The 26,653-nt window shown below is 45.3% G+C and carries 25 protein-coding genes and 5 tRNA genes; 4 read left to right on the top strand and 26 right to left on the bottom strand.

Annotated elements, in window-relative coordinates; translation table 11 throughout:
• Nucleotides 1-477: 477 nt before the first annotated feature.
• Nucleotides 478-2,067 (top strand): peptide chain release factor 3, encoded by a 1,590-nt coding sequence (locus D2V93_RS13445; protein WP_119618005.1) that lies wholly within the window; start codon nt 478-480, stop codon nt 2,065-2,067.
• A 79-nt stretch (nt 2,068-2,146) separates the two neighbouring features.
• Here D2V93_RS13445 and D2V93_RS13440 read toward each other — a convergent pair whose 3' ends face one another.
• From D2V93_RS13440 to D2V93_RS13310, 26 genes are all read right to left on the bottom strand, one after another.
• On the bottom strand, nt 2,147-2,452 hold the full coding sequence (locus D2V93_RS13440; RefSeq protein WP_072879634.1) for a DUF3467 domain-containing protein: 306 nt from the start codon (nt 2,450-2,452) through the stop codon (nt 2,147-2,149).
• A 55-nt stretch (nt 2,453-2,507) separates the two neighbouring features.
• Nucleotides 2,508-6,806 carry a DNA-directed RNA polymerase subunit beta' gene (rpoC, locus tag D2V93_RS13435; RefSeq protein ID WP_072879632.1) on the bottom strand — a complete coding sequence of 1,433 codons (4,299 nt, stop codon included), beginning with the start codon at nt 6,804-6,806 and terminating at the stop codon, nt 2,508-2,510.
• 36 nt (nt 6,807-6,842) lie between these two features.
• Nucleotides 6,843-10,652 (bottom strand): DNA-directed RNA polymerase subunit beta, encoded by a 3,810-nt coding sequence (gene rpoB / locus D2V93_RS13430; RefSeq protein WP_072879630.1) that lies wholly within the window; start codon nt 10,650-10,652, stop codon nt 6,843-6,845.
• A gap of 128 nt (nt 10,653-10,780) precedes the next feature.
• Nucleotides 10,781-11,161 carry a 50S ribosomal protein L7/L12 gene (rplL, locus tag D2V93_RS13425; protein WP_072879628.1) on the bottom strand — a complete coding sequence of 127 codons (381 nt, stop codon included), beginning with the start codon at nt 11,159-11,161 and terminating at the stop codon, nt 10,781-10,783.
• Between the two features lie 52 nt (nt 11,162-11,213).
• Entirely contained in the window at nt 11,214-11,729 is a 516-nt protein-coding gene (gene rplJ, locus D2V93_RS13420) for a 50S ribosomal protein L10 (protein ID WP_119618004.1), read from the bottom strand.
• A 27-nt stretch (nt 11,730-11,756) separates the two neighbouring features.
• Nucleotides 11,757-12,446: a 50S ribosomal protein L1 gene (gene rplA / locus D2V93_RS13415; RefSeq protein WP_119618003.1), complete on the bottom strand. Its 690-nt coding sequence runs from the start codon at nt 12,444-12,446 to the stop codon at nt 11,757-11,759.
• A 20-nt stretch (nt 12,447-12,466) separates the two neighbouring features.
• Nucleotides 12,467-12,904: a 50S ribosomal protein L11 gene (gene rplK / locus D2V93_RS13410; protein ID WP_072879621.1), complete on the bottom strand. Its 438-nt coding sequence runs from the start codon at nt 12,902-12,904 to the stop codon at nt 12,467-12,469.
• A 68-nt stretch (nt 12,905-12,972) separates the two neighbouring features.
• Entirely contained in the window at nt 12,973-13,524 is a 552-nt protein-coding gene (nusG, locus tag D2V93_RS13405; protein WP_072879619.1) for a transcription termination/antitermination protein NusG, read from the bottom strand.
• An 8-nt stretch (nt 13,525-13,532) separates the two neighbouring features.
• Complete coding sequence (gene secE, locus D2V93_RS13400) at nt 13,533-13,721, bottom strand: preprotein translocase subunit SecE (protein ID WP_151891081.1); 189 nt, start codon at nt 13,719-13,721, stop codon at nt 13,533-13,535.
• A gap of 88 nt (nt 13,722-13,809) precedes the next feature.
• Nucleotides 13,810-13,882: transfer RNA gene (locus tag D2V93_RS13395), tRNA-Trp, on the bottom strand.
• 67 nt (nt 13,883-13,949) lie between these two features.
• Nucleotides 13,950-15,137, bottom strand: a complete 1,188-nt coding sequence (tuf, locus tag D2V93_RS13390) for an elongation factor Tu (RefSeq protein WP_072879615.1) — start codon at nt 15,135-15,137, stop codon at nt 13,950-13,952.
• Between the two features lie 48 nt (nt 15,138-15,185).
• A tRNA-Thr gene (locus tag D2V93_RS13385) sits at nt 15,186-15,257 on the bottom strand.
• Between the two features lie 89 nt (nt 15,258-15,346).
• Nucleotides 15,347-15,419 (bottom strand) — tRNA-Gly (locus D2V93_RS13380).
• Nucleotides 15,420-15,500: 81 nt separating this feature from the next.
• Nucleotides 15,501-15,583, bottom strand: a tRNA-Tyr gene (locus D2V93_RS13375).
• Between the two features lie 22 nt (nt 15,584-15,605).
• Nucleotides 15,606-15,679: transfer RNA gene (locus tag D2V93_RS13370), tRNA-Thr, on the bottom strand.
• A gap of 102 nt (nt 15,680-15,781) precedes the next feature.
• Complete coding sequence (gene hpf / locus D2V93_RS13365; protein ID WP_072879613.1) at nt 15,782-16,084, bottom strand: ribosome hibernation-promoting factor, HPF/YfiA family; 303 nt, start codon at nt 16,082-16,084, stop codon at nt 15,782-15,784.
• Between the two features lie 57 nt (nt 16,085-16,141).
• Nucleotides 16,142-17,032: a tyrosine-type recombinase/integrase gene (locus D2V93_RS13360; protein ID WP_072879611.1), complete on the bottom strand. Its 891-nt coding sequence runs from the start codon at nt 17,030-17,032 to the stop codon at nt 16,142-16,144.
• A gap of 97 nt (nt 17,033-17,129) precedes the next feature.
• Nucleotides 17,130-17,324: a 30S ribosomal protein S21 gene (gene rpsU / locus D2V93_RS13355; protein WP_072879609.1), complete on the bottom strand. Its 195-nt coding sequence runs from the start codon at nt 17,322-17,324 to the stop codon at nt 17,130-17,132.
• 71 nt (nt 17,325-17,395) lie between these two features.
• Complete coding sequence (locus D2V93_RS13350) at nt 17,396-18,535, bottom strand: acyl-CoA dehydrogenase family protein (RefSeq protein ID WP_119618013.1); 1,140 nt, start codon at nt 18,533-18,535, stop codon at nt 17,396-17,398.
• 34 nt (nt 18,536-18,569) lie between these two features.
• Entirely contained in the window at nt 18,570-19,427 is an 858-nt protein-coding gene (locus D2V93_RS13345) for a ComEA family DNA-binding protein (RefSeq protein WP_119618001.1), read from the bottom strand.
• Between the two features lie 16 nt (nt 19,428-19,443).
• The gene (locus D2V93_RS13340) at nt 19,444-21,507 is read right to left on the bottom strand and encodes an amino acid carrier protein (RefSeq protein ID WP_072879604.1); all 2,064 of its coding nucleotides are present in this window, start codon (nt 21,505-21,507) and stop codon (nt 19,444-19,446) included.
• Between the two features lie 206 nt (nt 21,508-21,713).
• Nucleotides 21,714-21,941, bottom strand: a complete 228-nt coding sequence (locus tag D2V93_RS13330; RefSeq protein WP_014033469.1) for a PspC domain-containing protein — start codon at nt 21,939-21,941, stop codon at nt 21,714-21,716.
• Nucleotides 21,942-21,949: 8 nt separating this feature from the next.
• Nucleotides 21,950-23,230, bottom strand: a complete 1,281-nt coding sequence (locus tag D2V93_RS13325) for a DUF2851 family protein (protein ID WP_119617999.1) — start codon at nt 23,228-23,230, stop codon at nt 21,950-21,952.
• Nucleotides 23,231-23,251: 21 nt separating this feature from the next.
• Nucleotides 23,252-23,563: a rhodanese-like domain-containing protein gene (locus tag D2V93_RS13320; protein ID WP_119617998.1), complete on the bottom strand. Its 312-nt coding sequence runs from the start codon at nt 23,561-23,563 to the stop codon at nt 23,252-23,254.
• An 84-nt stretch (nt 23,564-23,647) separates the two neighbouring features.
• The gene (locus tag D2V93_RS13315; protein ID WP_119617997.1) at nt 23,648-24,271 is read right to left on the bottom strand and encodes a thioredoxin family protein; all 624 of its coding nucleotides are present in this window, start codon (nt 24,269-24,271) and stop codon (nt 23,648-23,650) included.
• 5 nt (nt 24,272-24,276) lie between these two features.
• The gene (locus D2V93_RS13310) at nt 24,277-24,819 is read right to left on the bottom strand and encodes a TlpA disulfide reductase family protein (protein WP_119617996.1); all 543 of its coding nucleotides are present in this window, start codon (nt 24,817-24,819) and stop codon (nt 24,277-24,279) included.
• Nucleotides 24,820-24,953: 134 nt separating this feature from the next.
• Between D2V93_RS13310 and D2V93_RS13305 the strand changes: the two genes are divergently transcribed.
• Genes D2V93_RS13305 through D2V93_RS13295 form a run of 3 tightly spaced genes read left to right on the top strand, consistent with a single transcriptional unit; the run spans nt 24,954 to nt 26,648 of the window.
• Nucleotides 24,954-25,400, top strand: a complete 447-nt coding sequence (locus tag D2V93_RS13305; RefSeq protein WP_072879593.1) for a MarR family winged helix-turn-helix transcriptional regulator — start codon at nt 24,954-24,956, stop codon at nt 25,398-25,400.
• A 5-nt stretch (nt 25,401-25,405) separates the two neighbouring features.
• A complete protein-coding gene (locus D2V93_RS13300; protein ID WP_119617995.1) occupies nt 25,406-26,038 on the top strand; it encodes an NAD(P)H-dependent oxidoreductase in 633 nt (210 codons plus the stop codon).
• A 37-nt stretch (nt 26,039-26,075) separates the two neighbouring features.
• On the top strand, nt 26,076-26,648 hold the full coding sequence (locus D2V93_RS13295; RefSeq protein ID WP_119617994.1) for a YceI family protein: 573 nt from the start codon (nt 26,076-26,078) through the stop codon (nt 26,646-26,648).
• Nucleotides 26,649-26,653 lie beyond the last annotated feature (5 nt).

The following is a 26,653-nucleotide window of genomic DNA, read 5'->3' as shown; positions in this document are numbered from 1 at the left end:
AAACAAATGGTTATGAATAAAATACTACGGACTACTCCACGTGGTGCCCGCTCAAAAGTAATGTTCTCCATAAATGATTAAGTTTTGGTCAACTAATCACCATGGCCTGTAGTAGTTCTCGTATGCGTAAGAAAATTGGGGTTTTCTTATTTTTTGTATTCTAGTCCCTTCGACACATGTCCATACAAAATGGTCACATAATTAAAGTTTTTGGGGCTCACCTCCTATTTTTCTCGATAAAAGGCGCATTCCTCATTATTAGATACCCATTTATGATCTATTGCTGTTTTCGTCAATAGAATGTACGACACAAACCCAAAGGAGAGCCTGCTAAAAAACAGGCTGAAATTACTTTTCTTTTCGATCTAACCGGTCTTTGTCCACGCATTTTTTTCCAATGATATCAACAATGGGATATCTCTTACAAAATGAGTGCTGAAACATATAATTCCCCTATTTTTGCCGAAATTTTTGTTGATGGATTTTGAAAGGGAAATAAATAGACGAAGGACATTTGGGATCATCTCCCACCCTGATGCGGGAAAAACGACACTTACGGAAAAACTGCTCTTGTTCGGGGGGGCCATCCAAGAGGCCGGTGCCGTGAAAAGCAACAAGATCAAGAAATCCGCCACCAGTGACTTTATGGAAATAGAGCGCCAAAGGGGAATTTCCGTGGCCACTTCCGTGTTGGCCTTTATCTATAAGGACAAGAAAATCAACATTCTGGACACTCCCGGACACAAGGATTTTGCCGAGGACACCTTTAGGACGCTGACCGCTGTGGACAGTGTGATCGTCGTCATCGATGTGGCGAAGGGTGTGGAGGAACAAACGGAGAAGTTGGTAGAGGTATGTCGTATGCGCAACATCCCCATGATTGTCTTCATCAACAAATTGGATCGGGAAGGAAAAGATGCCTTTGACCTTTTGGACGAGGTGGAACAAAAATTGGGGCTGTCCGTCACTCCTCTGAGTTTTCCCATCGGCATGGGATATGATTTCAAGGGAATCTACAACATCTACGAGAAGAACATCAACCTTTTTAGCGGCAGCAGCAAAAAAAATATCGAAGAGACCATCGCCTTCGATAATCTGGACAGCCCTGAGTTGGAAAAGATCATTGGCACAAAGGCCGCAGAAAACCTACGTGACAATTTGGAATTGGTCAACGGCGTGTACCCTCCCTTTGATACCGAGACCTATTTAAAAGGGCTACAGCAACCTGTCTTTTTCGGTTCGGCCCTGAACAATTTTGGCGTCCGGGAGCTATTGGACTGTTTTGTGGAGATTGCCCCATCACCTCGGGCAAAAATGGCGGAAGAGCGTTTGGTCAAAGCCAATGAAAAGGAGTTTTCGGGTTTTGTGTTTAAGATCCATGCCAATATGGATCCCAAGCATCGGGACCGACTTGCCTTTATCAAAGTGGTTTCCGGTACTTTTGAACGGAACACTCCTTACCTCCATGTACGGCACGACAAAAAATTGAAGTTCTCCAGCCCCAATGCCTTTTTTGCCGAAAAAAAGGAAATTGTGGACATTTCCTATCCTGGTGATATTGTCGGGTTGCACGATACGGGCAACTTTAAGATCGGAGATACGTTGACGAGTGGTGAACAGTTACATTACAAAGGTATTCCTAGTTTCTCCCCGGAACATTTCAGGTACATCAACAATGCCGATCCCATGAAGGCCAAGCAATTGTACAAGGGCATTGACCAGCTGATGGACGAGGGCGTGGCACAGTTGTTCACCTTGGAATTGAACGGAAGAAAAGTAATAGGTACCGTTGGGGCCTTGCAATATGAAGTGATCCAATACCGCTTGGAGCATGAATATGGGGCCAAGTGCACGTATGAGAATTTCCCCGTGCACAAAGCGTGCTGGGTGGAACCCACTGATAAAAACAATGAAGAGTTTGCCGAGTTCAAACGAGTGAAGCAGAAGTTTTTGGCCACGGACAAACGTGGACAACTGGTCTTTTTGGCAGACTCACCTTTTTCCCTACAGATGACCCAACAAAAATACCCATCGGTAAAACTCCATTTTACTTCGGAGTTCGAATAAAACTGAAATCAAAAGGAATTCAAAAAGGTTGGTTGACATAAATACAAATAAAAAGCCCCAAACTTTGTTTGGGGCTTTTTTATGCTTCTCCCGTAGGTCCGAAGTTCAAGGGAATAGCAGGTTGCTCATAATCCTTGATGGGTCCGTGGGTCTTTTCAAACCGGGCTACATTGTCGTTCAGCGCTTTCAAAAATTTCTTGGCGTGCTGGGGTGTCAGGATGATTCGGCTCTTCACCTTCGCCTTTGGCGCACCAGGCATCATGCTGATAAAGTCCACCACAAACTCCGATACGGAATGATTGATGATCGCCAAGTTGGAATAGGTTCCCTCGGCGGTCTTTTCGTCCAATTCAATATTGATCTGTTTCTGTTTTTCCTCTGCCATTGATATAACTGTATAAAAAAGAAAACCCCGGCCATTAAGCCAGGGTTTCTGTTATTTAGAACTTAAATTCCTCTTTTCGGGCCATGATCTCATCATACTCCTCTTTCGAGCCAACAATGATGCTATCGTAATCCCTCATACCGGTACCGGCAGGAATCTTATGTCCAACGATCACATTCTCTTTCAATCCTTCCAAGGTGTCCACTTTACCGTTTACGGCGGCTTCGTTCAACACTTTGGTGGTTTCCTGGAACGATGCTGCAGAAATGAACGACTTGGTCTGCAACGATGCCCTTGTGATACCTTGCAGGATCGGAGTGGCAGTAGCTGCCACAGCATCCCTTGCGGTAACCAAGGTCTTGTCCTCTCTCCTAAGGATCGAGTTCTCATCCCTCAATTGACGGGCCGTTACGATCTGACCAGGCTTCAATCTTTCAGAATCGCCTGCATCTTCTACAACTTTCTTACCAAAGATCTCATCGTTCTCATTGATGAAGTCATCCTTGTGCACCAATTGGTTCTCCAAGAAAGTGGTGTCCCCTGAATCTTGGATCTGGACCTTGCGCATCATTTGACGTACCACAACTTCGAAGTGCTTGTCATTGATCTTCACACCTTGCAAACGATATACTTCCTGTACCTCGTTCACCAAGTATTGCTGTACTGCCGATGGTCCTTTGATAGCCAAGATATCCTCTGGGGTGATAGACCCATCGGACAGTGCCATACCAGCGCGTACGTAGTCGTTTTCCTGAACCAGGATCTGGTTGGAAAGTTTGACCAAGTATTTCTTCACTTCTCCGGCCTTGGACTCGATGATGATCTCACGGTTACCACGCTTGATCTTACCGAAGGACACTACACCATCAATCTCCGTTACCACTGCTGGGTTGGATGGATTACGTGCCTCGAAAAGCTCGGTCACCCTTGGAAGACCTCCGGTGATATCTCCTGCCTTGGCAGATTTACGTGGGATTTTCACCAAAATCTTACCTTCTTTGATCTTCTCACCGTTGTCCACCATCAAGTGGGAACCAACAGGCAAGTTGTATGAACGTATGGTTTCTCCCTTACCGTCTTTGATCAATAGGGTCGGGATCAACCTCTTGTTCCTGGATTCTGAAATCACCTTTTCTTGGAAACCGGTCTGCTCATCGATTTCCACTTGGTAAGTCATACCTTGCTCGATATTCTCATAGGCGATCTGCCCTGTGAATTCGGACACGATGACACCGTTATAGGGATCCCATTGACAGATAACAGTTCCTTTGGTTATTTTCTCGCCGTTCTTGACGAACAATTGGGAACCATAAGGAATGTTATTGGTACTCAATGTAATACCCGTCTTTGCATCAACAATCTTGATTTCTGATGTTCTGGAGATTACAATGTCACTCTTACCTCCACCATTGTCCACACCCTCGACGACCCTTAGGTCTTCAATCTCTGCAATACCGTCAAATTTGGCCTCCAGCTTGCTGTCCTCGGAAATGTTTCCTGCAATACCCCCTACGTGGAAGGTACGCAATGTCAACTGTGTTCCAGGTTCTCCAATGGACTGGGCCGCAACCACACCAACGGCTTCACCGCGTTGTACCATTTTATTGGTGGCCAAGTTTCTTCCGTAGCATTTTGCACAGATTCCTTGGGCTGCCTCACAGGTCAATGGTGATCTTACTTCTACCTTTTCAATAGGCGCAGCTTCGACCTTCTTCACATCGGCTTCGGAAATTTCCTGCCCTGCTTTAAGGATAAGCTCCTCGGTCAGTGGGTTATATACATCGTGCAGTGATACCCTACCCAAGATTCGCTCACCAAGGGTCTCCACTACTTCTTCGTTCTTCTTCAAGGCTTCCACCTCAATTCCCCTCAATGTTCCACAATCCTCGGTATTGATGATCACGTCTTGGGAAACATCCACCAAACGTCTGGTCAAATATCCGGCATCCGCAGTTTTCAAAGCGGTATCCGCAAGACCTTTACGTGCACCGTGGGTTGAGATAAAGTATTCCAAGATGGACAATCCTTCCTTAAAGTTGGAGAGAATCGGGTTTTCAATGATCTCGCCACCTCCGGCTGTCGATTTTTTAGGCTTGGCCATCAAACCACGCATACCGGTCAACTGGCGAATCTGTTCCTTGGAACCCCTCGCCCCGGAATCCAACATCATATATACAGAGTTGAATCCTTGTTTGTCCTCACGGATACGCTTCATGGCCAATTCGGTCAACATGGCGTTGGTAGAGGTCCAAACATCAATGACCTGGTTGTACCGTTCATTGAAGGTAATCAGACCCATGTTATAGTTCATCATGATGCCATCCACTTGTTCGTTGGCCTCGGCAATCATTTCGTGCTTTTCCTTTGGAATGATGATATCCCCCAAACTGAAGGACAGACCTCCTTTAAAGGCAAACTCATATCCCATGGTCTTGATCTTGTCCAAGAAGTCGGCTGTGGTAGGCACATCGGTCACCGCAAGGATGTCCCCGATAATGTTCCGTAGGGATTTCTTGTTCAAAACAGTATTGATATATCCTGCTTGTTCAGGCACCACAGTGTTGAACAATACACGGCCCACCGTGGTCTCAATGATCTTGTTGACCAACTCTCCTGCTTCATTGAAATCCTTCGTTCTTACCTTGATGATGGCATTAAGGGCAACTTTTCTTTCATTGAAGGCAATTTCGACCTCTTCGGAAGAATAGAAGGTAAGTCCTTCCCCTATTACGGGCTCTTCTGGAGTGGATCTTTTCTCTTTGGTCATATAATACAGACCCAAAACCATGTCCTGGGAAGGTACGGTGATCGGAGAACCGTTCGCTGGGTTAAGGATGTTCTGTGAAGCCAACATCAATAGCTGTGCTTCCAAAATGGCCTCTGGCCCCAATGGCAAGTGAACTGCCATCTGGTCCCCATCAAAATCCGCGTTGAAGGCGGTACACGCCAATGGGTGCAAACGAATCGCCTTCCCTTCAATCAGTTTAGGCTGGAACGCTTGGATACCCAATCGGTGCAATGTGGGGGCCCGGTTCAACAATACAGGGTGTCCTTTTAGGACGTTTTCAAGAATATCCCAAACCACGGGCTCCTTCTTGTCTATGATCTTTTTAGCAGATTTAACGGTCTTTACAATACCTCTTTCGATCAACTTACGGATGATGAACGGTTTGTAAAGTTCGGCCGCCATATCTTTTGGAAGACCACATTCGTACAATTTCATTTCCGGTCCAACGACAATCACGGAACGAGCGGAGTAATCCACACGTTTACCCAAAAGGTTTTGACGGAAACGACCTTGCTTACCTTTCAAGGAATCCGAAAGGGATTTCAATGGTCTGTTCGATTCTGTTTTTACCGCAGATGCTTTTCTGGTGTTGTCGAAAAGGGAATCCACAGCTTCCTGAAGCATACGTTTTTCGTTACGCAAGATCACCTCTGGTGCCTTGATCTCCATCAAACGCTTCAAACGGTTGTTACGGATGATCACCCGTCTGTACAAATCGTTCAAATCGGAAGTGGCAAAACGACCACCATCCAACGGCACCAATGGACGTAATTCCGGTGGGATCACGGGAATCACCTTCATGATCATCCACTCTGGGTTGTTCTCACGGTTGTCCTGTGATTCACGCAATGCCTCAACTACCTGAAGACGCTTCAATGCCTCGGTCTTACGCTGCTTTGAGGTCTCGGTATTGGCCTTGTGACGAAGTTCGTACGACAGTTGTTCCAAATCGATTCGGGCCAATAGGTCGATCAAACACTCGGCACCCATTTTGGCGATGAACTTGTTGGGATCGTTCTCTTCCAAGTACTGATTCTCAGATGGAAGTGATTCCAGAATGTTCAAATATTCCTCTTCGGTCAAGAAATCCAATTTATGGATCTCCTCACCTTCTGGACCTTTGGCAATACCGGGCTGGATGACCACATACCTTTCGTAGTAGATGATCATGTCCAACTTTTTGGAAGGTAGTCCCAAAAGGTATCCTATCTTGTTCGGCAATGAACGGAAGTACCAGATGTGCGCTACGGGTACAACAAGATTGATGTGACCCACACGATCTCTACGTACTTTCTTTTCTGTTACCTCTACACCACAACGATCACAAACGATTCCACGGTAACGGATACGCTTATACTTTCCGCAGGCACATTCGTAGTCCTTTACGGGACCGAAAATACGCTCGCAGAACAATCCATCACGCTCGGGCTTGTGCGTTCTATAGTTAATGGTTTCAGGCTTCAACACTTCGCCACGGGACTCGGCCAAAATGGACTCTGGTGAGGCCAATCCGATGGAGATCTTGTTAAACCTTTTTGGTGCGTTATTGTCTTTTATTCTAGCCATAACAATATGGTGATGATATAATTAATGTATAGTGTTCTATTCTTCCAATCTGATATCCAAGCCCAAACCTTTGAGTTCGTGCATCAATACGTTGAAAGATTCCGGTAAACCGGGTTCTGGCATAGTCTCACCTTTTACGATGGATTCATAGGTCTTGGCCCTACCGATAACGTCATCCGACTTCACGGTCAGGATTTCCCTAAGGGTAGCCGAAGCTCCATAGGCTTCCAATGCCCATACCTCCATCTCTCCAAAACGCTGACCACCGAATTGGGCCTTACCACCCAATGGTTGTTGTGTGATCAATGAGTATGGTCCGATGGAACGTGCGTGCATCTTATCGTCCACCATGTGGCCCAATTTCAGCATGTAGATCACACCAACCGTGGCCGCTTGGTCAAAGCGTTGACCGGTTCCACCATCATATAGGTAGGTATGTCCAAATCTTGGAACACCAGCTTTATCGGTAAGTTCGTTGATATCGTCCAAGGTAGCTCCGTCAAAAATTGGGGTACCATATTTCTGGCCCAATTTCAAACCTGCCCAACCCAAAACGGTCTCATAGATCTGACCAATGTTCATCCTTGAAGGTACACCCAGTGGGTTCAATACGATGTCCACAGGGGTTCCGTCTTCCAAGAAAGGCATGTCCTCTTGACGAACGATACGGGCAACGATACCTTTGTTACCGTGACGTCCTGCCATTTTATCACCTACTTTCAACTTACGTTTCTTGGCGATATAGACTTTGGCCAACTTCATGATACCTGCAGGAAGCTCATCCCCTACGGAGATGGTAAACTTATCCCTTCTCAGGTTTCCTTGGATATCGTTCAATTTGATCTTGTAGTTGTGCAACAGATCGGCCACCAAAGCATTGGTATCCTCATCGGTTGTCCAGCTACCTCCTACCAAGTGGGCGAAATCGTCAACGGCGTTCAACATCTTGATGGTGTATTTCTTTCCTTTTGGAAGTACTTCTTCACCCAAATCGTTGATGACACCTTGCGATGTCTTTCCATTGACCAGACCGAACAATTTCTCGATCAGCACATCTTTTAGTTGTTGGAACTTCACTTCGTAGTCCATCTCCAACCTTGAGATCGCTTCTTTATCCTCGGAACGTTTTCTCTTGTCCTTGATGGAACGTGAGAACAATTTCTTGTCGATGACCACACCTCTCAAAGATGGCGATGCCTTCAAGGAAGCATCCTTAACATCACCTGCCTTGTCACCAAATATGGCACGCAAGAGCTTTTCTTCAGGGGTTGGGTCGGATTCTCCTTTTGGAGTGATTTTACCGATCAAGATATCACCAGGCTTCACTTCGGCACCGATACGGATCATACCATATTCGTCCAAATCCCTAGTGGCCTCTTCGGATACGTTGGGGATATCATTGGTCAATTCCTCCGCTCCCAATTTGGTATCCCTTACTTCCAACGCATACTCATCGATGTGCACCGAAGTAAAGATATCCTCGCGAACCACTTTTTCAGAGATCACGATCGCATCCTCGAAGTTGTATCCTTTCCATGGCATGAAGGCTACCTTCATGTTCCTACCCAAGGCCAATTCCCCTTTTTCGGTGGCATATCCTTCACAAAGTACCTGGCCTTTTTTCACCTTGTCTCCTTTTCTTACGATGGGTTTCAAGTTGATGCTGGTACCTTGGTTGGTTTTTCTGAATTTCACCAATTCGTAGGTCTTGGAATCTTCTTCGAAGCTTACCAAGCGCTCTTCCTCGGTTCTGTCATATTTGATGGTGATCTTCTGTGCATCCACATATTCCACAACACCATCTCCCTCTGCATTGATCAATACCCTGGAATCGGTAGCCACTTGTCTTTCCAAACCGGTACCCACGATTGGGGATTCTGGACGCAACAATGGTACGGCCTGGCGCATCATGTTGGACCCCATCAAGGCACGGTTTGCATCATCATGCTCCAAGAATGGGATCAAGGAAGCGGAAATGGATGCAATCTGGTTCGGGGCAACGTCGGTGTAGTTGATCTCCACTGGATCTACCACTGGGAAATCCCCTTCATCACGGGCGATGACCTTCTCCCTGTCAATGGTCCCATCGTCTTTCAATGGAATATTGGCCTGGGCGATCTTCATACCTTCTTCTTCCTCTGCACTCAGGTAGATGTGTTCTTTCACATCGACCTTGCCATCAACAACTTTACGGTATGGGGTTTCCAAGAAGCCCATGCTGTTCACCTTGGCAAATACGGAAAGTGAGGAGATCAAACCAATGTTCGGTCCTTCAGGTGTCTCGATCGGACACAATCTTCCGTAGTGGGTATAGTGAACGTCACGCACCTCGAATCCTGCTCTTTCACGGGAAAGACCACCTGGTCCCAATGCGGACAATCTTCTCTTGTGCGTAATCTCTGCCAACGGGTTGGTCTGGTCCATGAACTGGGACAACTGGTTGGTACCGAAGAAAGAGTTGATCACGGATGACAGGGTCTTCGCGTTGATCAAATCGATCGGGGTGAACACTTCGTTGTCACGGACGTTCATACGCTCGCGGATGGTACGGGCCATACGGGCCAAACCTACACCAAACTGTTGGGACAATTGCTCTCCAACGGTACGTACACGACGGTTGGACAAGTGGTCGATATCATCGATCTCTGCCTTGGAGTTGATCAACTCGATCAAATACTTGATGATCGTGATGATATCTTCTTTGGTAAGGACTTCTTTGTCCATACCGATGTCCAAGCCCAATTTCTTGTTCATTCTGTAACGCCCTACTTCTCCCAAGGAGTAACGCTGGTCGGAGAAGAACAATTTCTCGATAATACCACGAGCGGTCTCCTCATCGGGCGGCTCGGCATTACGCAATTGTCTATAGATGTGCTCTACCGCTTCTTTTTCAGAGTTGGTAGGGTCTTTTTGCAATGTGTTGTGGATGATGGCATAATCCGACTGTGCATTATTCTCCTTGTGAAGCAGAATGGTCTTCACATCGGCGTCAATGATTTCATCGATATGCTCTTTTTCCAAAATGGTATCACGATCTAGGATGATCTCGTTACGCTCGATGGACACTACCTCTCCTGTATCTTCGTCCACGAAATCCTCATGCCATGTGTTCAGCACCCTAGCGGCCAATTTACGGCCCAATACCTTCTTCAATCCTGCTTTGGAAACTTTTACTTCCTCTGAAAGGTCGAAGATTTCAAGGATGTCCTTGTCCCTTTCAAAGCCAATGGCGCGGAAAAGGGTGGTCACCGGTAATTTTTTCTTACGGTCAATATAGGCGTACATTACACCATTGATGTCCGTAGCAAATTCGATCCAAGATCCTTTGAAAGGGATTACCCTGGCCGAATATAGTTTTGTGCCGTTCGCGTGGAACGACTGTCCAAAGAAGACCCCTGGGGATCGGTGCAACTGGGAAACCACCACACGTTCTGCCCCGTTGATCACAAACGTTCCGCTGGGAGTCATGTATGGGATGGTGCCCAAGTACACATCCTGAACTATGGTCTCGAAGTCCTCGTGCTCGGGATCGGTACAGTACAGTTTAAGGCGTGCCTTCAGGGGAACGCTATAGGTGAGTCCACGCTCGATGCATTCTTGGATGGAATATCTGGGTGGATCTATAAAGTAATCCAAAAATTCCAGCACGAACTGGTTTCTGGTATCGGTGATTGGAAAATTCTCCATGAAGGTGTTGTAGAGACCTTCGTTCCCTCTTTCGTCAGATTTGGTTTCAAGTTGGAAAAAGTCTTGAAATGATTTGATCTGAATGTCCAAGAAATCCGGGTATTCCGGTATGTTCTTAGCGGATGCGAAATTAACTCTTTCAATAGTGTTTGTGAACATCTATGGACAAATTTTGAACGTGAATACTATCTGGGTCGGTGTACGGCTTTATACACTCCTTATTAAAATAGGCTAAGGTCTAACCAAAAAATGGAAAGACCTTAACCAAACTTATATGGGAAAAGCTATTATTTAAGCTCAACTTCTGCTCCTGCTTCTTCCAATGATTTTTTGATGCCTTCGGCTTCGTCTTTAGAAATACCTTCCTTAACAGCTTTTGGTGCGCTGTCAACGATGTCCTTAGCTTCTTTCAATCCAAGACCAGTCAATTCTTTGACCAATTTAACCACTGCCAATTTAGAGGCACCGGCTGCCTTAAGGATCACGTCGAATTCGGTTTTTTCCTCAGCGGCCTCAGCATCACCACCAGCGGCACCGCCAGCAGCAACAGCTACTGCAGCAGCAGCAGGCTCGATACCGTATTCGTTCTTAAGGATGTCGGCCAATTCATTTACCTCTTTTACTGTAAGGTTTACCAACTGTTCTGCAAAATCTTTTAAATCTGCCATTTTTCTATCGTTTAATAAAATTTTAAAATATACTTAGTTTATTGTGCGCGAATTATTTCTCAGATAATGTCTTGAGGATTCCAGCCAGTTTGCCACCACCGGACTTAAGTCCAGAGATAACGTTCTTGGCAGGAGACTGCAACAATCCGATGATATCCCCGATGACCTCTTCTTTGGACTTGATGTTCACAAGTGCCTCGAGGTTCTCGTCACCAACGTAGATCGCTTCAGCTATAAAAGCTCCTTTCAACAAAGGTTTATCTGATTTTTTTCTAAAGTCCTTGATAAGTTTCGCAGGTGCGTTCCCTGTTTCGGACAACATCAAAGATGTATTGCCTTTCAACACGGTGGGAAGTTCACCAAATTCCTTATCGGAGGCTTCCATTGCTTTTGCAAGCAAGGTGTTCTTGACCACCGCGAGTTTAATGTTCGCCTTGAAACATGCCCTTCTTAGGTTGGAAGTGGCAACAGCGTCCAATCCGGAGATATCCGCCAAATAAATATTAGCGGCCTCGGCCAACTGTGCAGTCAAATCTTCTATTACGATTGCTTTTTCTTCTCTTGTCATAGTTAAAATATTGAACTACCAGTTAAATTAAACTGCTTTGGGATCCAATTGAACACTGGGACTCATGGTGCTGGACAAGTAGATGCTCTTCATGTACACTCCTTTTGCTGCGGAAGGCTTCAGTTTCACCAAAGTATCTATCAATTCCTTGGCGTTTCCTGCAATCTTGTCCGCAGAGAACGAAGCTTTACCGATAGCGGCATGCACAATTCCAGTTTTGTCCACTTTAAAGTCAATTTTACCGGCCTTCACATCGGATACGGCTTTACCGACCTCCATGGTCACGGTTCCGGTCTTTGGATTGGGCATCAATCCCCTAGGTCCCAATACGCGACCCAATGGACCCAATTTGCCCATAACGCTTGGCATGGTGATGATCACATCCACATCTGTCCAACCGCCTTTGATCTTATCCAAATAATCGTCCAACCCCACAAAGTCGGCTCCAGCTTCTTTAGCTTCTGCCTCTTTGTCCGGGGTCACCAATGCCAAAACTTTTACGTCCTTACCAGTTCCATGGGGAAGGGTAACCACGCCACGCACCATTTGGTTTGCTTTTCGTGGATCTACACCCAAACGAACTGCAATATCAATGGAAGCGTCAAATTTTACATTGGTTATTTCTTTTACCAAAGCTGATGCCTCTTGCAATGAATAGAGTTTGTTCTTCTCTATCTTGGCATGGGCTTCTTTTTGCTTTTTCGTCAATCTTGCCATTTATAAATTGCTTTGAGATTTTAAAAAGGTTTGGTGCCCGATACTTTTAGGCCCATTGATCTGGCAGTACCTGCTACCATGCTCATTGCAGATTCGATGGTGAATGCGTTCAAATCCACCATTTTGTCCTCTGCAATGGTCTTCACTTGGTCCCATGATACGGTACCGTTCTTGACCCTGTTAGGTTCGCCCGATCCTTTTTTAATCTTAGCTGCTTCCATCAATTGAACTGCCGCAGGTGGTGTTTTTACGACAAACTCGAAAGATTTGTCCATGTAGACGGTGATAACAACAGGCAATACCTTGCCCTGTTTGTCCTGCGTACGAGCATTGAACTGCTTGCAGAACTCCATAATGTTAACACCAGCAGCACCTAAGGCGGGTCCAACCGGTGGCGATGGGTTCGCAGCACCTCCCCTAACTTGTAATTTAACTACCTTACTTACTTCTTTTGCCATTGTTTCTAATTAAATTTAAAGTTGTGTCAATTGGAAGCAACACAGCTTTATCTATGTAACAGCTCTTGTTATACTTTTTCTACTTGCATATAGCTGAGCTCCAATGGTGTCTTTCTTCCGAAAATCTTCACCATCACTTCCAGCTTACGCTTTTCTTCATTGATTTTTTCAACGGTTCCATTGAATCCATTGAAAGGTCCATCAATAACCTTGACCGTTTCACCCAACACAAATGGAATGGATACATTGTCCGTGTTTACGGCCAGTTCATCCACTTTTCCTAGCATACGGTTCACCTCTGATTTTCTCAAAGGCACGGGATCACCTCCTTTGGTTTCTCCCAAAAAGCCGATCACATTGGTAATGGAACGGATAATGTGCACCATTTCACCACCCAAATTGGCCTTGATCATGATATAGCCCGGAAAGTAAACCCTCTCCTTGTTGATCTTCTTTCCGTTTCTGATCTGTACGACTTTTTCGGTAGGCACAAGAACTTCATCAAGGTAATCGCCAAAACCATTACGCTCTACCTCTGTTTCAATATAGCCCTTGATCTTGTTTTCCTGACCACTGACCGCTCTTACCACATACCATTTTTTCTCCAGAACCTCAGACATACCGATCGTTATCCTATTAATTTTTCAAAATACAATCTGATCAACTTACTGAACAGGGAATCCACTCCCCACGTTGCCAATGCGAACAAAATTGAAAAAACTGCCACGATGACCATTAGGTTGGAGGCTTTGCCTTTTTCCAACCAAGTAACGTTGTTCTTTAGCTCCTCGAAAGATTCTTTTATGTAAGTGATCATAATCTTCTTTGAATTATCTTGCATGTTTTGGCCTTGCTCAGCACAGACCAGAGAGAGACTTTCAATCCTCATCATGCTTTTTTCTTTGCACGGGAGGAGAGACTCGAACTCCCGACACCTGGTTTTGGAGACCAGTGCTCTACCAACTGAGCTACACCCGTTTATATTTACACTGAAAGGTATCCCGATGGCTCAGGACACCCTTTAGTGCAATATTTTTATATATGATTAATCTAGAATCTCGGTAACCTGACCAGCTCCTACTGTTCTACCACCCTCACGGATAGCGAAACGTAGACCTACGTTCAACGCGATTGGCTGGATCAAATCAACAGTGATTGTCAAGTTGTCACCTGGCATAACCATTTCAACTCCATCAGGAAGGTTGATGTTTCCTGTTACGTCAGTTGTACGAACGTAGAACTGAGGACGGTAGTTGTTATGGAATGGAGTGTGGCGACCACCTTCTTCTTTCTTAAGGATATAGACCTCAGCTTTGAATTTGGCGTGTGGCTTAACGGAACCTGGCTTACAGATTACCATACCTCTTTTGATATCGGATTTTTCGATACCTCTCAAAAGAAGACCAACGTTGTCACCAGCTTCACCTCTGTCCAAAATCTTACGGAACATCTCAACACCAGTGATAGTGGAAGTCAATTTCTCAGCTCCCATACCAATGATCTCTACTGGGTCACCTGTGTTGGCAACACCTGTTTCGATACGACCTGTTGCAACAGTACCACGACCTGTGATAGTGAACACGTCTTCGATAGGCATCAAGAAAGGCTTATCAACATCCCTTTCAGGAAGTTCAATCCAGCTGTCAACAGCATCCATCAACTGCATTACAGTATCCACCCATTTTTGCTCACCGTTCAAGGCACCAAGTGCAGAACCAGCGATAACGGGACCGTTGTCACCATCGTACTCGTAGAAAGAAAGCAATTCCCTTACTTCCATCTCAACAAGCTCCAAAAGCTCCTCATCGTCCACCATGTCAACTTTGTTCAAGAAAACAACGATACGTGGAATACCTACCTGACGACCCAAAAGGATGTGCTCACGGGTTTGTGGCATAGGACCATCGGTTGCAGCAACAACCAAGATGGCACCGTCCATCTGAGCAGCACCGGTAACCATGTTCTTTACGTAATCCGCGTGACCAGGACAGTCAACGTGGGCGTAGTGACGGTTAGCAGTTTGATACTCAACATGTGAAGTATTGATAGTAATACCTCTTTCTTTCTCCTCTGGCGCATTGTCGATGGAGTCAAAGCTTCTCATCTCAGAAAGACCTGCGTTCGCCAATACGGTTGTAATAGCGGCAGTCAATGTAGTTTTACCGTGATCCACGTGTCCAATGGTACCAATATTTAAGTGGGGTTTGGAACGATCGAAAGTTTCCTTTGCCATTTTAAAATAATTTAATTCTTAGTTTATATTAGTGTACAAATCGTTTTGAGCCAATGAGGGGATTTGAACCCCTGACCTCTTCCTTACCAAGGAAACGCTCTACCCCTGAGCTACACCGGCCTATGGGTTAATCAGGTTTAGAGTTTAAAGTCACAAGCAAGCTCGCAAAAACTTCAACCTTCTTCTTGAAACCAAAGTTTCAAATCTAGAGCGGGAGACCGGGTTCGAACCGGCGACATTCAGCTTGGAAGGCTGACGCTCTACCAACTGAGCTACTCCCGCATTTTTTTTGGGGCCTTCCCCAAAATTTTCAATATTTCAAAAAAGCGTCCCTTTCACCAATTGTTCCGGGAACAATTTCTGTGGGGAGAGCAGGATTCGAACCTGCGAAGGTGAAAACCAACAGATTTACAGTCTGTCCTCGTTGGCCGCTTGAGTATCTCCCCGCCTTATTTTCAGTAACTTACGAGCCGATAGAGGGATTCGAACCCACGACCCCGAGATTACAAATCACGTGCTCTAGCCAACTGAGCTATATCGGCATTTTGTACCTCTTTCGGTCACAAAAAAAGTCCGCTATTTCTAACGGACTGCAAATGTAGAGATATTTTTTTTTAATCAAAATAAAATTTTAAAAATTTTGATCAAGCCTTCGCCCTTAATTTCTCCTTTCGTTTCACCAATTGTCTTTCCAATGAACTGCAGGCCGAATCCACCGCTTCTTCAAAGGTCTTGCACTGTTTTTTCACCATAAATTTATCCCTGGGCACGGAAACCATGATTTCCACTATCTTATTCTCTTTCGTACTGGTGTTGTCCACTTTTAAGAAAACATCCGAATCAATGACCCTGTCATAGAACAATTCCATCTTATCCATTCTTTTTTGGATAAAGTCGATGAGCTTACCATCAGCTACAAAATTTACCGATTGTGCATTTACCTTCATAGGACTTAGTTTTTAGTGCTGCAAGTAGCAGCGGTGTTAAACAAATACAAGAAAAATCTATTTCTTGTTTCTGGGATGGGCCTTTTGATGAACTTTCTTAAGTTCGGCAATGCTATTGTGTGTGTACACCTGAGTGGATGCCAAACTTGAATGGCCCAATAATTCCTTGACCGAATTCAAATCAGCCCCCCTGTTGAGCAAGTGTGTTGCAAAGGTATGCCGCAGTATGTGCGGGCTCTTTTTTACCTTGGGGGACACTAAACTAAAATACTTATTTATAATGCGATAAACAAGTGTTTCATAAATTTTAAGACCGTTTTCTGTTAAAAAAAGATAAAGTGCCCCAGCCCCGTTTTCCACCTCGGAACGTCGCTCCAAATAGCCTTTGATGAGCTCTACAGAAGAAGGCAAAAGCGGAAGGATACGCTCCTTGTTCCTTTTGCCCAAAACTTTTAGGGTACCCCTGTTCAGGTCCACATCGCCCACCTTAAGATTCACCATTTCCGCCCTTCGCATTCCAGAGGTGTACAGTAGTTCTATGATGAGTTTGTCCCGTGTCCCCTCAAAGTCATCCGGAAAGGGTATTTCGGAAAGAATAGTGTCCATTTCGCGCTCGGAGAACGGCACCTCCACCTTCTTCTCGGTCTTGAGCGCCCTGTGCTTCGCCAAAGGTGAAACGGTAATCTGCCCTACCTTCATCAAAAATTTGTAGTAGGCTTGCAGGGAAGATATTTTTCTGTTGATGCTCCTATTGGACATTCCACCATTGGACAGGGAAACGATCCAGTTTCGGACCAGCGGGTATCCCACATTGGTTATGGAAGATATGTCGTGGTGTTCCTCACAAAAAGTGGAAAATTCCCCGATATCACGCTCATAGGCCTTTATGGTATGGGGCGAGTAGTTCTTCTCCAGTTTGAGATACGATATGAAAGCAGGTACGGACATATCCCAAAAATAGCGAAATCCGGCAGGCCTGGGATATAAAACAAAAAAATCCCGTTCCAATTATGGAACGGGATCGTATATATTGTTCAGCTGAACCCTATACTTCTTCTTGGTCCCTTAGACCTTGAATATACTGCGCTTTCTGAATTTGAGCTCTACGCTCTACAGAAGGCTTGGTGAACTGCTGCCTGCTTCGCAACTGGCGCATGGTTCCTGTCTTGTCAAACTTTCGCTTGAAACGCTTCAGGGCTCTATCGATGTTTTCTCCTTCTTTAACTGGTATTATCAACATGGGCTACAACCTCCTTTCTTTTAGAATTTTGGAGTGCAAATATACATTTATTAATTTTTCCCGTGCAAAAATTACTTGAGAATATTTCTTGAAATCACCAGTTTTTGGATCTCGGTGGTCCCTTCCCCTATGGTACAGAGTTTTGAATCGCGGTAAAACTTTTCAACGGGAAAGTCTTTGGTGTATCCGTATCCCCCATGGATCTGAACAGCCTCATTGGCCACTTTCACACAAACTTCCGAAGCATACATTTTGGACATGGCGCTCAATTTGGTCATGGGCCTTCCCTCGTTCTTAAGGAAAGCGGCCTTGTGCAACAGTAGCTCCGATGCCTCTATTTCTGTGGCCATATCCGCCAATTTGAAGGAAATACCTTGGAACTCACATATCGGCTTTCCAAACTGCACCCGTTCCTTGGAATATTTCAAGGCGGCTTCGTATGCCCCTTTGGCAATACCCAGCGAAAGGGCCCCTATCGAAATCCGGCCGCCGTCCAACACTTTCATGGACTGTACAAAGCCATCGCCCACTTCGCCCAAACGGTTGGCATCGGGAATCCTACAATCGGAAAAGATGAGTTCTGCTGTTTCACTGGCCCTCATGCCCAGTTTGTTTTCTTTTTTTCCGCTCGTAAAGCCCGGCGTACCTTTTTCCACGGCAAAGGCAGTCATTCCATGACTGTCCCCCTTCTCCCCTGTTCTGGCAATCACCACGGCGATATCCCCGCTCTTGCCATGGGTAATGAAGTTTTTGGCACCGTTCAGCACCCAATCATCCCCATCCTTCACCGCGGTGGTGTTCATCCCTCCTGCATCCGATCCCGTATTGTGTTCGGTAAGCCCCCAGGCACCGATCCATTCGGCAGTGGCCAATTTAGGGATCCAACGATGCTTTTGCTCCTCATTGCCAAACGATAGGATATGGTTGGTGCAAAGCGAATTGTGCGCCGCCACGGAAAGCCCAATGGAGGGGTCCACTTTTGAGATTTCCTCCAAAATGGCAATATATTCATGGTAGCCCAGTCCAGAACCTCCCAGTTCTTCAGGGACCAGGACACCCATAAAACCAAACTCCCCGGCCTTTTTGAAAACTTCAACAGGAAAGGTCTGTGCCTCGTCCCACTCCATCACATGGGGAAGAATGTATTGTTGGGCAAAATCCCGTGCAGATTCAGCTACCATTTTTTGGGTCTCTGAATAATCAAAGTTCATCATGGATATAGTTTCCGTAACCATTCGTGCAATTTTATAGGGTCAAATATAGCTTAATTCTATCAATCCTTTCCTTTGGAAACGTCTTAACGTTCGCTAATTCGTTCAATGTTGAAAAGGCTCCATTGGCCTCCCTATGCGATACAATTTCCCTTGCCAGGTCTCGATTGATGTACAGCAAAGTTGAAAGTTGCTGTGCTGATGCTGTATTGATATTGATTTTTGCAATATTTGGTGGATGGAGCACCCGAAAGCTGACCAATGCTCTTTTTACGACTTCCGAATCCAGCCCATACACATCGTAGAGTTGTTCGTTCACCAAAACCCCCCCAAGCTTGTCCCTAAAATTGATGATCCTGTCCGATAGTTTTTCCCCGATGCCGTTCACCCGCATCAATTCTTCCTTGGTGGCGAGGTTCAGGTCTTTCGGAACAACGCCCTCCTTAGTTTGCACAAATGGCCCTGATGGCTTTACAGCTTCCTTTTGTCGCCATACCGGAAATTTAAAATATGGGGAGATGGTTTCCAAAAGGGAATCGGAGATCTGGGTCACTTCCTGAAAGTCCGATACGGAATTCACATACTTTCCCTGTTTCCGGAAAGCGACCAATCTGTCCAGTTCGTCTGTGGAGAGTCCAAGCACATACCCTCTATAATCCGTAATGTAGTTAGGATTGAACTGGGCCAGTTTCAAAGTGTCACCTGAAGTGACTTTTTTCAAACTGTCCAATTTGGCCAAGGCCACGGTATCCTCGGTAAATTTTGGCCTGCCTCCAAAAGGTTTTGCCTGTACAACATAATAAACTCCCTGCAGTAGCACGACAAGGAGCAACAAAAAGAAAATCCCACTCCGTTCCTGTTTGTTGAACCTGAAGTGGGATGGTCTTATCATTATTCTAAACCAATGCTTAGCTCTTCGCTTTTTTGAAAAGCTGGTTGGATTTCAATTTTTGCAAATAACCGTCGAGATCTTTTCTCACCTCACCGGACATGATGTACAATCCTATGATATTCGGAAAGGACATGGCCAAGATCATCATATCGGAAAAATCCAATACGGCCCCCAAACTTACAGAAGCTCCCACGACCACAAATACCAAGAACAGCATTTTGTATAGCATTTCAGAGCGCTTGCTCTTCCCAAAAAGATAGGTCCATGCCCTCATTCCGTAGTAGGACCAGGAAATCATGGTAGAGAAGGCAAAAAGGAAAACTGCCAAGGCCAATATATATGGGAACCAAGAAATCTGGCTTCCAAAGGCATCGGATGTCAACTGGGCCCCTGCCATTCCCTCAACTTCATGCATACCGGTAAAGATCAATACCAATGCCGTTAGCGTACACACGACAACAGTATCTATAAAAGGCTCCAACAAGGCCACAAAACCTTCTGAAGGCGGGTTGTTGGTCTTGGCCGTACTGTGGGCGATGGCAGCGGAACCGACCCCTGCCTCATTGGAAAAGGCCGCCCTTTGGAAACCGATGACCAATACCCCCAAAATACCACCTTTTAGCGCAGAAGGACTGAACGCCCCATCAAAAATGGCGGAAAAGGCCGGGCCAATGTTCTGTATGTTCATGATGATAACGGCAAGGGCCGCCACAATGTATATCGATGCCATGATAGGCACTATCTTGCCCGTTACCTTGGCAATGCTGCTGATCCCACCGATGATGACCACTCCGACCAAAATTGCGGTGACCACCCCAAACCAGAATCCGTTGCCCGCCAACATGGGGAACTGTCCTGCCAATTGCTCAAAGGATTGGTTGGCCTGGAACATGTTCCCTCCCCCAAAGGAGGCACCGATGGCCAGCACGGCAAAAACACCTGCCAACACCTTTCCAAAGCCTTTCATGTTTCTTTTTTCGAGACCGTAACGCAAATAGTTCATCGGGCCACCGAACACACGACCATCGGGCAATATGTCACGGTACTTGACCCCAAGCGTACACTCCACAAACTTGGAGGACATACCCAGCAATCCACAAACGATCATCCAAAAAGTGGCCCCTGCACCCCCTAGTGAGACTGCAACGGCAACCCCTGCGATGTTTCCAAGACCCACGGTGCCAGAAACGGCAGTGGCCAAAGCTTGGAAGTGGGTCACTTGCCCAGGTGCATCCGGGTCATCATATTTTCCTTTGGCCAAATCAATGGAGTGCCTAAACCCACGAATGTTGATAAAGCCCATACGAATGGTGAAGAACAAAGCTCCCAACACCAACCAGATCACAATAAATGGGATACCTTTTATAATAGGATCTCCATTGGGATGAACCATGGCGATAGGCTCATCATACTCCACTTCCGCAAAGTAGTGCGCGCCTTGCTCGATGACATGCTCTTGGTTCTCGGAATTGTATATCACTTTTCCCTCCTTCACTTTGTGACGGAGTTTTCCTTTCGCTGTTGCCTTGATGGTAATATCGCCGTTCTTGTCACTGGTGATGATGGCAATATCGTCCCCGACCGCAACATTTTGCCCATCGGTCTTCAGCCATTGCTTCATCACAAACTTGTCCTGGGTCTCATTGCTCCAATCGGGGACCCCGATCAACTTGACATCTGCATAAGCCACGGGATCATAGACTCCGATGGCCGCAAAAGGGTCCCAAAAAAGAACAGACCCCAAAGCGCTTACTGCCGGGGTCATGGTTCCATTAAAAATTTCTGTGATTGACTCTGTCTTGATCTCAAATTCCTTTGTCACGGAATTTCCGGCCGCATCGGTCACCACAACACTATATGGTATTCCTTCCACAAGGCCCTGCGCCCTTTTTGAGGTCAGCGGTGTACTTTGGTTGCTCCATTTATAGGTGTAGGGCTCAACCCCTCCGCTCACTTCAAGTTCAATGGCCCCATCATTAATGTTCGGGGATACGTTGTAGGTTTTGCCATCAACGGTCAACTCCTGTGAAAAGCCCATGGATAGGGCAAAAAATGACATTAGAGTAAGAAAATACTTCATATGTTGGTATTAGTTAGTTTTTGGTATGGTAAAGGCAGCAATATCCAAAAAAAAATCAACGCTATCAAATTTTATGTTTTTTTAACTACGCTATGTGGAAAATTTTGTATTGGCACCAAAAATGAGATGTCATTTCCATTCAACATAGCCACATATGATGCAATCACCTTGATTCATTCAAGAAGTTACATTGGTTTTCAATAGCGTTACAGATCAAAAACAGAAGTGCGCTTTGTATAGATCAAATCCTTGATGCGGAGCCAAAAGGCGATGAAAAGATAGAGTGCAAAACCAAAGCCCAGGGTCACAAAGGTCAGATAGATGAAACTGGTACGCACTACCCTGGCGCGGATTCCCAATCGCTCGGCTATGCGCCTGCAGACCTCGAAGCCCCTTTTCTGGAAATAATAGAGGGTGTTATAGAACAAAGACATACTCAAAATTAGACATTTCTGTTCAATAATTGGGTGCCCAAACTGCACTGCAGGCATTTATTCTTTGCACAATAGTTCGTGTATAGTTCCAATTGGGCCTGGCTTTCCAGAGCATTTTTGGCTTTTGTCCCCAATCGCTCAAAATTTGCAATGATGGAATTGCTCTCTTTTTCCACTTCCGATACCAAGGAGAGCAACTCTTCGTTCCAGTCTTTACCCAATTGTTTGCCATAGCAGAACTTGAGCGGCACAAGGGTATTGATGACCAAAAGGTCGATGAACTTTTTCGAAAGCTTCTTTGCGCTTTTCCGCGAGGTCTTGCCAAAGGTAAAGTGGTCATGCCAATAGGGACTGGCCCCCACATCAAAAATATGGTAGATATCCTTTAGGGAGCGATTGGCCATCAACTCCGAGAATAGGCCCTGCCTGCCATGGTACAGATTGGTCAATTGTGAAATTCTAAGGGTCGGAAAATTGTGCGGCCGGAGACCAAAAAACTCGGGTTTCCCAGTACGTATGGGCAGATCGTACTTTCTGGAGAGATAATCGTATTCCTTTTTGAGCTGCAGGTAATATACATCCGTACAATCCTTTTCATCCAGAAGCCCAAAATGCCCGAACAACAAGCTTTCCAACTGAAAAGGTTCGTTGCTGGTCTTCCTTACAATGGAAAAATCCAATTGCTGTGCCCGTTCCAAAAAGTAGGATCCGTTCACCTTGGATCCAAAATTCTTGGCCAACAATACAAAAAGGACCGCTTCCCAGTCATTGTTCGACCTTTTCAACAGGTCGAGTATGAGACCTGATTTGTGCTCCAACCGTTCGATGTACAATCGGTGAAACCAACTCTCGACCAAAAAAGGGTCGATTGCCCCAAAGTCCTTTTCACAATTGATGAAGCTGGGTTTGGAGTTTTCCAAAAGGCCCTTGTAAGCCACCAAAAGTTGCTCCGGCACATATTGCTTCACCTCCAAGGCTGGAATCTGGGAACCGTCCTTCCTAAAAATAGCAACGTCATCTTCCCAAACTACATGGAGGATGACGCTGTCATAATTTTCATCCGTCTCATGGTGGTGCGCATACCAATCGGATGATTTGATGTGCATTTCCACATTGCCTGCCCAGAGTTGGCCATTGATCTCCACTTGGGCATTGAAAAAGTCGGGGCCTGCGTAGGGATTTTGGGTTCCTGCGGCCTTTATCACCACATTCCCATTGCTCCCAGCGCATAGCCCATTCTTTGGAAGCTTGTTGTGCCTCCAAATAAAATGTAGTAGGTCTTCTCGCATCGATTTGGGATGAATGGAGGTCTACTCTGCCACTTCGCCTTCCCAGTTCATAAAGCCGCCTTCCAGGTTATATGCATTTTCTATTCCTATACTGTTCATGATGGCACAGGCCTGCCCACTTCGGTTACCCGATCTGCAATACACATAATAGTTCTTGGTCTTGTCCAGTTTTTCCAGTTCGTCCAGAAACTCCTGCCCCAAATAGATATCTATATTGGTAGCTCCGGGGATATACCCTTCTTCCACTTCCTCTGGGGTACGCACATCCAATATGAAGGCGTTATCATCATTTTCGAGCTGCTCCGCCCATTCTTCTTGTGATAGATCTGACATAGTATTCTGTTTTTATCTCCTGCAAAAATAAAAATCCGGAGCGTTACTCCGGATTTCCATGTGTTTTATTTTAGCACAGTCTCCTTACTTGATTCCACATCCGATGGCCTTCGTGGTACTTGGATCTATTTCTTTTCCCGCCAACATGGCATCCACCGCGTTTTCCACAAACTTGTCCTTGACCTGCGATGCATCTTGGTAATTGTCATCAATGGCCCCGATGTAACGCACCACATTTCCTTTTGCGGTTTTTTCCAGCAAGAATACGTGAGGGGTCCTGGTGGCCCCGTATTGCGGATATACTTTTTGTCCTTCATCATAAAGGTAGGGGTAAGTAAATCCCTTTTCCTTGGCCCTTTCCTTCATTTCCGCAAATCCATCTCCTGATTTACTATTTGGGTTAATGGCAATGACCGGAACACCTCGGGACTTGTATTTGCGGTCCAATGCTATGATACGATCTTCATAGGCCTTCGCATATGGGCAGGTATTGCAAGTGAAAATGACCAAAAATCCCTTGGCATTGGCATAGTCGGACAAAGACACCATTTTGCCATCCACATTTTTAAGCGAAAAATCGGAAGCAACATCTCCGATTTCATACCCATCACCCACAAGATCTTCTTTTGCGACACTGATTCCCATGGCAAAAGATGCTCCAAAAATGAGCAGTAATACCAAAAAACCTAGTATTCGTTTTGTTTTCATAGTCTTTATTTTGTGAATTTGTTCAACGCTTCGTTCAGTTCCTCATACGTAAAGCCCTTTTCAAAAAACTGCCGCTTATCCTTATTATATATTAAGGTAGCGGGAATACCCCCTCCCCACTCTTTGTCCACTTTGGGGATCCATTCATTTTGTTTGGGATTGTCCAAGATCACCACTTCCGATTGTATCTTTTTATTCTTTACATAAGGTTCCAATCGGGATTTCCACATATGCGGCATATCAAGGCTTACGAGTATCACTTTGACCTTATTTTCCTTTTGCTCCTCCCTGATGCGCTCAAAATGGGGAAGTTCCTCCAAGCAAGGCTTACACCATGTCGCCCAAAAATTGATGATGTAGGTCTGGTCATCTTCTTTGTGGAGGAGCGGTTCCAGGCCCTCAAAATCATAGATGGGAAAAGCGACTTTTTCTTCATTTTGGGATTCCACGGCAACTTCTTGGTTGTCAGCCATATCTTTTGGCTTTTTACCATCACCACAACCCAATGCCAAGGAAGCCATCAAAAACAAAATCAATAACCTATTCATTTACTGCGATTTACACCCATAAAGTTAACCAATGGACTATCCCTTTGATTCCTTTTAACAAAATTTTATCTGTTAAAAGCTAGGTTGAAATCAAAAGATCGACATACATTTGTATATACAAATATTGTTTGTACATGAAAGTGGAGGAAATTATTAAGACGAGTCAAAAGTTGCCTTTGGAAAGCCGGACCCTAATTCATATGACCTTGGTCCAAAACAAAAACAACGAAGCCTTTGCCAATGCCTTGAAGCCTTATGGGATTTCAATGCAACAGTTCAATGTGCTCCGAATCCTAAGAGGACAACAGGGGAAACCTGCCAACTTGAGCACCCTTAACGAACGTATGGTGACCAAAATGAGCAATACGACACGTTTGGTGGACAAACTTTTGGCCAAAGGATATGTGGACCGGTCGGTTTGCCCATCGAACCGGCGAAAGGTGGAAATCATCATCACGCAATCCGGTCTGGAGTCACTTTCAAAAATGGACAAGGCTGTTGCTGAAGCCGAAAAGAATGTTGTAAAAAATTTCAGCAAAGAGGAATTGGAACAATTAAATCACCTATTGGATAAATTTTAAATATAATGAACAGCGTAATTGAACATAGAACCTGGCGCTATGCCACCAAACAATTCGATCCGTCTAAAAAAGTATCGGACCAAGACTTGGAAACCCTGTTGGAAGCCACTCGATTGAGCGCTTCTTCCTACGGATTGCAACCCTATCACATTTTTGTGATCTCCGATCAGGAGACCAAGGAAAAATTGAAACCTGTTTCTTGGAACCAATCCCAGATCACTGATGCATCTCACCTGATTGTTTTTGCCAATGCATCAGATTTTGGCGAGGAATTGGTGGATGATTTTATCGAAAACACCAGCACCACCAGAAGTATTCCCTCTGAAAACCTTAAGGGATACTCCGATTTCATGAAATCCAAATTGGTGTCGCTCCCCAGCGAGACCAAAAGCAATTGGACTGCCAAGCAGGCCTATCTTGCCTTTGGCAATTTGATGCAGGCGGCCGCAGAATTAAAAATTGACACATGCCCCATGGAAGGTTTTGAAGCGGATAAGTACAACGAAATTTTAGGCCTCACCGAGAAGAACTTGAATGCTACCGTGGTGCTTACTATTGGCTACCGTTCAGAGGAAGATGCCACCCAACATCTACCCAAAGTGAGAAAATCGACAGAAGAATTATTTACCCTTATATAAATCAATAACAATTAAAAACAGAAATTTTAAAACAATCATGAAAAAGACAATCTTAAGTTTAGCCCTAGTTACCCTTTTTGGAGCTTCTGCAGTTGCAAACCCGATCAAAAAAGAAACCAAAGAAGTGAAGACTTCCGAAAGCAACGTAACCTGGAAGGGCTACAAAGTTGGGGGTTCCCACACAGGAACTATTTCCCTAAAATCAGGTGCCCTAGAGTTTGATGGTGAAAAATTGGTAGGTGGTGAATTCGTGGTGGATATGACCAGCATCAACACTACTGACTTGGAAGGCGATTACAAAAACAAGTTGGATGGCCACTTGGGTTCTGACGACTTTTTTGGCATCGAAAAACACCCCACTGCCAAATTGGTGTTCACTAAAGTGAAAGCTACCGGCAAAAACTCGTATGCAGTTACCGGCGACCTTACCATTAAAGGCACAACCAAACCTGTAACTTTTGATGTATCCGTTTACGGTGACAAGGCCACAGCCTCTTTGAAAGTGGACAGGACCAACTATGATGTAAAATACGGTTCCGGAATCATTGGTACCGCCAAGGACAAATTGATCTATGACGAGTTTGATTTGGTAGTTGACCTACAGATGTAGCCAGC

It is taken from the genome of Flagellimonas taeanensis (genome assembly GCF_003584105.1).
Taxonomy (GTDB): Bacteria; Bacteroidota; Bacteroidia; order Flavobacteriales; family Flavobacteriaceae; genus Flagellimonas; species Flagellimonas taeanensis.
Note: the sequence above shows the minus strand (reverse complement) of the source record. Positions and strands in the feature narration are given on the sequence as shown.

What these genes read in the sequence shown, in the direction of transcription:
- D2V93_RS13445 (WP_119618005.1), top strand. Translation starts at nt 478, where the DNA reads ATGGATTTTGAAAGGGAAATAAATAGACGAAGGACATTTGGGATCATC.
- D2V93_RS13440 (WP_072879634.1), bottom strand. Translation starts at nt 2,452, where the DNA reads ATGGCAGAGGAAAAACAGAAACAGATCAATATTGAATTGGACGAAAAG.
- rpoC (WP_072879632.1), bottom strand. Translation starts at nt 6,806, where the DNA reads ATGGCTAGAATAAAAGACAATAACGCACCAAAAAGGTTTAACAAGATC.
- rpoB (WP_072879630.1), bottom strand. Translation starts at nt 10,652, where the DNA reads ATGTTCACAAACACTATTGAAAGAGTTAATTTCGCATCCGCTAAGAAC.
- rplL (WP_072879628.1), bottom strand. Translation starts at nt 11,161, where the DNA reads ATGGCAGATTTAAAAGATTTTGCAGAACAGTTGGTAAACCTTACAGTA.
- rplJ (WP_119618004.1), bottom strand. Translation starts at nt 11,729, where the DNA reads ATGACAAGAGAAGAAAAAGCAATCGTAATAGAAGATTTGACTGCACAG.
- rplA (WP_119618003.1), bottom strand. Translation starts at nt 12,446, where the DNA reads ATGGCAAGATTGACGAAAAAGCAAAAAGAAGCCCATGCCAAGATAGAG.
- rplK (WP_072879621.1), bottom strand. Translation starts at nt 12,904, where the DNA reads ATGGCAAAAGAAGTAAGTAAGGTAGTTAAATTACAAGTTAGGGGAGGT.
- nusG (WP_072879619.1), bottom strand. Translation starts at nt 13,524, where the DNA reads ATGTCTGAGGTTCTGGAGAAAAAATGGTATGTGGTAAGAGCGGTCAGT.
- secE (WP_151891081.1), bottom strand. Translation starts at nt 13,721, where the DNA reads ATGATCACTTACATAAAAGAATCTTTCGAGGAGCTAAAGAACAACGTT.
- tuf (WP_072879615.1), bottom strand. Translation starts at nt 15,137, where the DNA reads ATGGCAAAGGAAACTTTCGATCGTTCCAAACCCCACTTAAATATTGGT.
- hpf (WP_072879613.1), bottom strand. Translation starts at nt 16,084, where the DNA reads ATGAAGGTAAATGCACAATCGGTAAATTTTGTAGCTGATGGTAAGCTC.
- D2V93_RS13360 (WP_072879611.1), bottom strand. Translation starts at nt 17,032, where the DNA reads ATGTCCGTACCTGCTTTCATATCGTATCTCAAACTGGAGAAGAACTAC.
- rpsU (WP_072879609.1), bottom strand. Translation starts at nt 17,324, where the DNA reads ATGTTGATAATACCAGTTAAAGAAGGAGAAAACATCGATAGAGCCCTG.
- D2V93_RS13350 (WP_119618013.1), bottom strand. Translation starts at nt 18,535, where the DNA reads ATGAACTTTGATTATTCAGAGACCCAAAAAATGGTAGCTGAATCTGCA.
- D2V93_RS13345 (WP_119618001.1), bottom strand. Translation starts at nt 19,427, where the DNA reads ATGATAAGACCATCCCACTTCAGGTTCAACAAACAGGAACGGAGTGGG.
- D2V93_RS13340 (WP_072879604.1), bottom strand. Translation starts at nt 21,507, where the DNA reads ATGAAGTATTTTCTTACTCTAATGTCATTTTTTGCCCTATCCATGGGC.
- D2V93_RS13330 (WP_014033469.1), bottom strand. Translation starts at nt 21,941, where the DNA reads ATGTCTTTGTTCTATAACACCCTCTATTATTTCCAGAAAAGGGGCTTC.
- D2V93_RS13325 (WP_119617999.1), bottom strand. Translation starts at nt 23,230, where the DNA reads ATGCGAGAAGACCTACTACATTTTATTTGGAGGCACAACAAGCTTCCA.
- D2V93_RS13320 (WP_119617998.1), bottom strand. Translation starts at nt 23,563, where the DNA reads ATGTCAGATCTATCACAAGAAGAATGGGCGGAGCAGCTCGAAAATGAT.
- D2V93_RS13315 (WP_119617997.1), bottom strand. Translation starts at nt 24,271, where the DNA reads ATGAAAACAAAACGAATACTAGGTTTTTTGGTATTACTGCTCATTTTT.
- D2V93_RS13310 (WP_119617996.1), bottom strand. Translation starts at nt 24,819, where the DNA reads ATGAATAGGTTATTGATTTTGTTTTTGATGGCTTCCTTGGCATTGGGT.
- D2V93_RS13305 (WP_072879593.1), top strand. Translation starts at nt 24,954, where the DNA reads ATGAAAGTGGAGGAAATTATTAAGACGAGTCAAAAGTTGCCTTTGGAA.
- D2V93_RS13300 (WP_119617995.1), top strand. Translation starts at nt 25,406, where the DNA reads ATGAACAGCGTAATTGAACATAGAACCTGGCGCTATGCCACCAAACAA.
- D2V93_RS13295 (WP_119617994.1), top strand. Translation starts at nt 26,076, where the DNA reads ATGAAAAAGACAATCTTAAGTTTAGCCCTAGTTACCCTTTTTGGAGCT.